This is a genomic window from Desulfofundulus sp. (genome assembly GCF_049701015.1).
Taxonomy (GTDB): domain Bacteria; phylum Bacillota; class Desulfotomaculia; order Desulfotomaculales; family Desulfovirgulaceae; genus Desulfofundulus.
The window spans coordinates 541-4,468 of the sequence record NZ_JBNATZ010000203.1; the positions used below are offsets into that span (position 1 = coordinate 541).

The following is a 3,928-nucleotide window of genomic DNA, read 5'->3' on the forward strand; positions in this document are numbered from 1 at the left end:
CCGCATGTCCGGTGGTGTGAGAGGACGGGGGCTAGCCGCCCCCTCCTACTCGATTGTCCGGGCGAACGAAAATTGTCAACTACCCTCTACTGAAGTAGGGGGCTTGCGGTGAAGAACCGTAAGAGCAGGTGTTGCCCCACGGGGTAACAATCCTGCGGTGTTGACACGCTGACGATGAACCCTGGGAGGTGCGTAGCAGGGTCACAACACCAGGAAGAGGAGGAAGTATGACGTGAATACTAGAAAATTAGAGGCGAGATTAACTGTTAGTGAAGAGTTGAGGAAGCGATTTGAGGAAGCTGAAAAGAACCTTGAGAGAATTGAACAGAAAATTAAACCTTATGTTAAAGAGAAGCCTTTGATTTTAAAATCTAGCTTTGATAAGTGGGAAGATGCATCAAGTATATCTTTACATTTATGATGTTTCCAGAACTAATGAGGAACTCTAAGAAAGGAAGTTCCTCTTACCACTACTACGGTGAAAAACCGGGAAGCTGGTCTCGCGGGCTGCCCTGCCGGTACGGAAAGCGGGTCCGGCTTGCTTTTTTGCGAGCGGCGTGGTAGAATTAAATTGTGGTATGTTTTTAACTGCCGGTGCTTTTAAGATACCGGAGGGAAGTAATTTTTACGGCTTCTTTTAAGAGGCCGGGGAAGGTAAGAAAACACAGGGCCAGAAGCCTCACTGTGCCTTTTTCGGGCTGGTGGGGCTTTTCTGTTCGGCTGGAGGCATCTAGAAGAGAAGTCGTGCGGCTGTACAAGGATAGGCTGCGCGGCTTTTGTTTTCGGTTTTACCTGCAAAAATCAGGAGTTGTCAAAAATGATCAACAAGCTGAAAGGATTAAGCCTGTTGAAAGAGCTGGGGCTTCCCGCCGTCCGGTGGTCGTTCATGGACGAAGGTACTGTCCTCGACGAAGAGTTGCTGTGGACGGTCCGGACGGTCGCTGAAAGCGGCACCGACGTAAACCTGCCGCGGGCCGTGGGCGTGACGGCAGAGGAAGCCCGGGAGAAATACCGGGAGTTTTCCAGACTGCCCGGCATAAAGGCAATCTGCTATCCTTACTTCGTAGCATTGATGAGTGGAATTATCGACATTGGAAGCGATCAAACAATTATAGAGGCTTGCGAAAGGGACTTGTGGAACCTGGTCACGTACGGCCGGGTAGACTGCAGGTACATTATCCACAGCAGGGAAGTGTCCGGACTGCCGGGACCGTTTTTGAGCGTGTACCGCTGCGGGCGGCGCGCAGCAGTCAAAATGCAGGGGTTTTTGGAGCAGGGATACCACCTTTACCTCGAGTGGTCGCTGGCCAGGGACTGTGACCTGAACAAGAGACCGGTCGGTGAGCCGTACCTGGTATTTTACGAGTGTCGAGTGCTCAGTGCATAGGGCCGCCCGGCAGGCCCGCGAGACCCCAGTAAAGAAGGAGGTGTTTGGGGTGGCGGGCCGCCGGGGTCCGCTGCCCTCCTGTCGATGAAGCTGGTGAGGATCTGGCGTGACGAGACCTGTCCGAGTCCGCGGGAATGGGACAACCTGGGGACGATGGTGTGCTGGCACCGGAGGTACAATTTGGGCGACCGGCACAGCTTTCATGCTCCGGACGACTTTCAGGAATGGGCGAGGAAGGCGGACGTGGCGGTAATTTTGCCGCTGTACCTCTATGATCACGGCGGGATCACCATGTCCACGAAACCGTTCTCATGTCCCTGGGATTCCGGGCAGGTGGGGTGGATCTACGTTACCAAAGAAAAGGTGCGGGAAGAGCTTATGGTGAAGCGGGTAACGAGAGACGTTCTCCGCAGGGTTGAGGAGATCCTGCGCGGTGAGGTCGACACTTACGACCGGTGGCTCCGTGGGGAAGTCTACGGTTTCACTGTCTACGAGGTTGTGGACGGGGATATCGTAAGCGTCGACTCCTGCGCAGGTTTTTACGGGAGCGACCCCAGGGAGAACGGTATCTTAGGAGAAGTTCCGGATGGACTTCAGGAACCGCTCCGCAGGGTCAGCTACCTCCGGGATGGCCTGGTCGTGACGGAAACGGGGACGGAACTGGAGGGACGGGAAATCAGGCGTTTCCTTCTGGAACGCGGCCTCCTGCCGGGTTGCGTCCTGGAGAAGTGCGACGTGCTCCGGGAGCTCTGCGCGTGAAGAGAGGTGCCGGTATGGGTCGCGACGTCTGTATTCCGTCTGTTTGCGCCGCCTGCGGGGGTAAGTGCTGCCAGATATACAGGCCCGCCTCCGAGGGCGGCGCGTTTCCGGACGGTCATACCTGGTTTACCGACTGGTTGTCCGGTTGGTACGACGCATTCGAGGAATCCGGCGCGCTCGGTTTCATGCCCCCGCTGTTTGATCCTTATATCGCCCACGAGAACTCTGACAGGGGCGAGCGGTACAGGGAGGCTTTGCGGCGTGCCGGTATCGACCCGGACTACTGCCAGTACTGGTCCAGCCACGGCTGCTTGCTGCCGCGGGACAGGCGTCCGGCAGTTTGCCGGGAATACGCCTGCGGGCGTCTCCGGCAGGCGCTTGCAGCGGGCGAAAACCTTCCGGGAGGAGGGATTCGATGCGGTACATCGTGATCCTGCACGACATGGAAAACGAGGAATGGTGGTACGCGCCGGTAGTCGAAGCGCCGGGCATGGACGATGCGAGAGCCGCGGCCGAAGACGCCTACTCGAGTTGCACGGCTGTTGCCGTGCTGGACGAGAGTGACGTTGAGTACATGCTGGACGCTCTCCGGAGCGCCGAACCCAATATTACCGTTTACGGACAGGTTTAGAGATCAGGGCGGCCCGGCCCGCCTAATCACCTGACAGGGAGGTGAAAAGGGGCGGGCCGCCGGGGGCCGTCCTGTGGCGTATGGAAAAACTGGAGATTGGCAGCTGGGTACTGCTGCCGAGAGGTGGTTACGGAAAAGTAGTTGGTTTCGAAAATGGCCTGGTGGTCGTAGAGGTCGACTACGAATACCTGGTAGCACTGCCGCCCGAGGCATTGCAGCCCCACCTGACGGCGGCGTAAACGGAAAGGAGGGAATGGGGCGGGTCGGGTCAGGCCCGCCCTGTATGCATGGCGACGCTGTGGGTCGTAAGAAGAAGGCACACAGAGGATCCGCTCCTGGCGGCCCTGGACGGTATCCGACAGGCGGTCGTGGCAAGAGAGGCGGAAAGCATGGGTCTTCGCTGCCGGTACGAGGAGTACGAAGATGACTGGGTCGACATGGCGGTAACGGGGCCGGTAGTCAGGATAGCCGAACTGGTCAGGGAGTGCGCTGGTTTGGGGATATCGGGCTTCACGATCGCAGTCGAGAGCGACGAGGACGAAAAAGAAGTGCAAGCAATAGAAAGGGCAGTTGAGGAGCTGAACCTGGAACTTTCTGTCGCAAGTTTTGCTGGCTGAAGTCAGGACAACCGTCTTTTATTTTCCGCGGCGGCCCGGCCCGCCCCAGACCACTTCAGACAAGGAGGTGGAAAGGGGCGGGCCGCCGGGGGCCTGCCCTGTGAGAGTATGACAGCAGACGAAAAGTTGAAGTCCGGCGTGTTGGTTTGGTATACCTGTGTGCATGGAGAAGTGGAGTTCGCGGAGGTAGTCCTGCTGGAGCTCCGGGAGGGCGAAACTCCCGAGCAAGCGGTTGAAAATTATTTCAAGGACTTTTTTGCAGACGAGACCATTTTTGAGGACGGGGTATATTACTCCGCCGACTTTTCGGAAGCAGTAGGAGTCAACAGCTGGAAAGTTGTCCCGCCGGGTGATTACGCAGTGCTTAGAAAATACCTGTGAATTCCCGAGGCGGCCCGGCCCGCCCCAGACCACTTCAGACAAGGAGGTGAGTAAGGGCGGGCCGCCGGGGGTCCGCCCTTTACAGACATGACTACAACAGAGCTGTGTCCGCTGTGCGGGAGCGAAGTGGAAATTCCCGGGGACAAGAAGTCG

General features: G+C 57.4%; 8 protein-coding genes. All 8 read left to right on the top strand.

The genetic code is table 11. The features are described 5' to 3' along the window. Positions 1–232 precede the first annotated feature (232 nt). The 8 genes from ACPLUI_RS11375 (at position 233) to ACPLUI_RS11410 (ending at position 3,775) form a co-directional block, all read left to right on the top strand. On the top strand, positions 233–421 hold the full coding sequence (locus ACPLUI_RS11375; protein ID WP_424660377.1) for a hypothetical protein: 189 nt from the start codon (positions 233–235) through the stop codon (positions 419–421). 396 nt (positions 422–817) lie between these two features. Then, complete coding sequence (locus tag ACPLUI_RS11380) at positions 818–1,387, top strand: hypothetical protein (protein ID WP_424660378.1); 570 nt, start codon at positions 818–820, stop codon at positions 1,385–1,387. An 84-nt stretch (positions 1,388–1,471) separates the two neighbouring features. Next, positions 1,472–2,146, top strand: a complete 675-nt coding sequence (locus tag ACPLUI_RS11385; RefSeq protein ID WP_424660379.1) for a hypothetical protein — start codon at positions 1,472–1,474, stop codon at positions 2,144–2,146. After that, positions 2,143–2,577 (top strand): hypothetical protein, encoded by a 435-nt coding sequence (locus ACPLUI_RS11390; RefSeq protein ID WP_424660380.1) that lies wholly within the window; start codon positions 2,143–2,145, stop codon positions 2,575–2,577. The genes ACPLUI_RS11385 and ACPLUI_RS11390 overlap by 4 nt, the downstream gene beginning before the upstream one ends. After that, positions 2,562–2,777 (top strand): hypothetical protein, encoded by a 216-nt coding sequence (locus ACPLUI_RS11395; protein ID WP_424660381.1) that lies wholly within the window; start codon positions 2,562–2,564, stop codon positions 2,775–2,777. Before ACPLUI_RS11390 ends, ACPLUI_RS11395 begins: the two co-directional genes overlap by 16 nt. 80 nt (positions 2,778–2,857) lie before the next feature. Beyond that, on the top strand, positions 2,858–3,016 hold the full coding sequence (locus ACPLUI_RS11400) for a hypothetical protein (protein WP_424660382.1): 159 nt from the start codon (positions 2,858–2,860) through the stop codon (positions 3,014–3,016). 129 nt (positions 3,017–3,145) lie between these two features. Next, positions 3,146–3,394 carry a hypothetical protein gene (locus ACPLUI_RS11405; protein WP_424660383.1) on the top strand — a complete coding sequence of 83 codons (249 nt, stop codon included), beginning with the start codon at positions 3,146–3,148 and terminating at the stop codon, positions 3,392–3,394. A gap of 108 nt (positions 3,395–3,502) precedes the next feature. Continuing rightward, on the top strand, positions 3,503–3,775 hold the full coding sequence (locus ACPLUI_RS11410; RefSeq protein WP_424660384.1) for a hypothetical protein: 273 nt from the start codon (positions 3,503–3,505) through the stop codon (positions 3,773–3,775). Positions 3,776–3,928: the final 153 nt, after the last annotated feature.

What these genes read in the sequence shown, in the direction of transcription:
- ACPLUI_RS11385 (WP_424660379.1), top strand. Translation starts at nt 1,472, where the DNA reads ATGAAGCTGGTGAGGATCTGGCGTGACGAGACCTGTCCGAGTCCGCGG.
- ACPLUI_RS11380 (WP_424660378.1), top strand. Translation starts at nt 818, where the DNA reads ATGATCAACAAGCTGAAAGGATTAAGCCTGTTGAAAGAGCTGGGGCTT.
- ACPLUI_RS11410 (WP_424660384.1), top strand. Translation starts at nt 3,503, where the DNA reads ATGACAGCAGACGAAAAGTTGAAGTCCGGCGTGTTGGTTTGGTATACC.
- ACPLUI_RS11400 (WP_424660382.1), top strand. Translation starts at nt 2,858, where the DNA reads ATGGAAAAACTGGAGATTGGCAGCTGGGTACTGCTGCCGAGAGGTGGT.
- ACPLUI_RS11395 (WP_424660381.1), top strand. Translation starts at nt 2,562, where the DNA reads ATGCGGTACATCGTGATCCTGCACGACATGGAAAACGAGGAATGGTGG.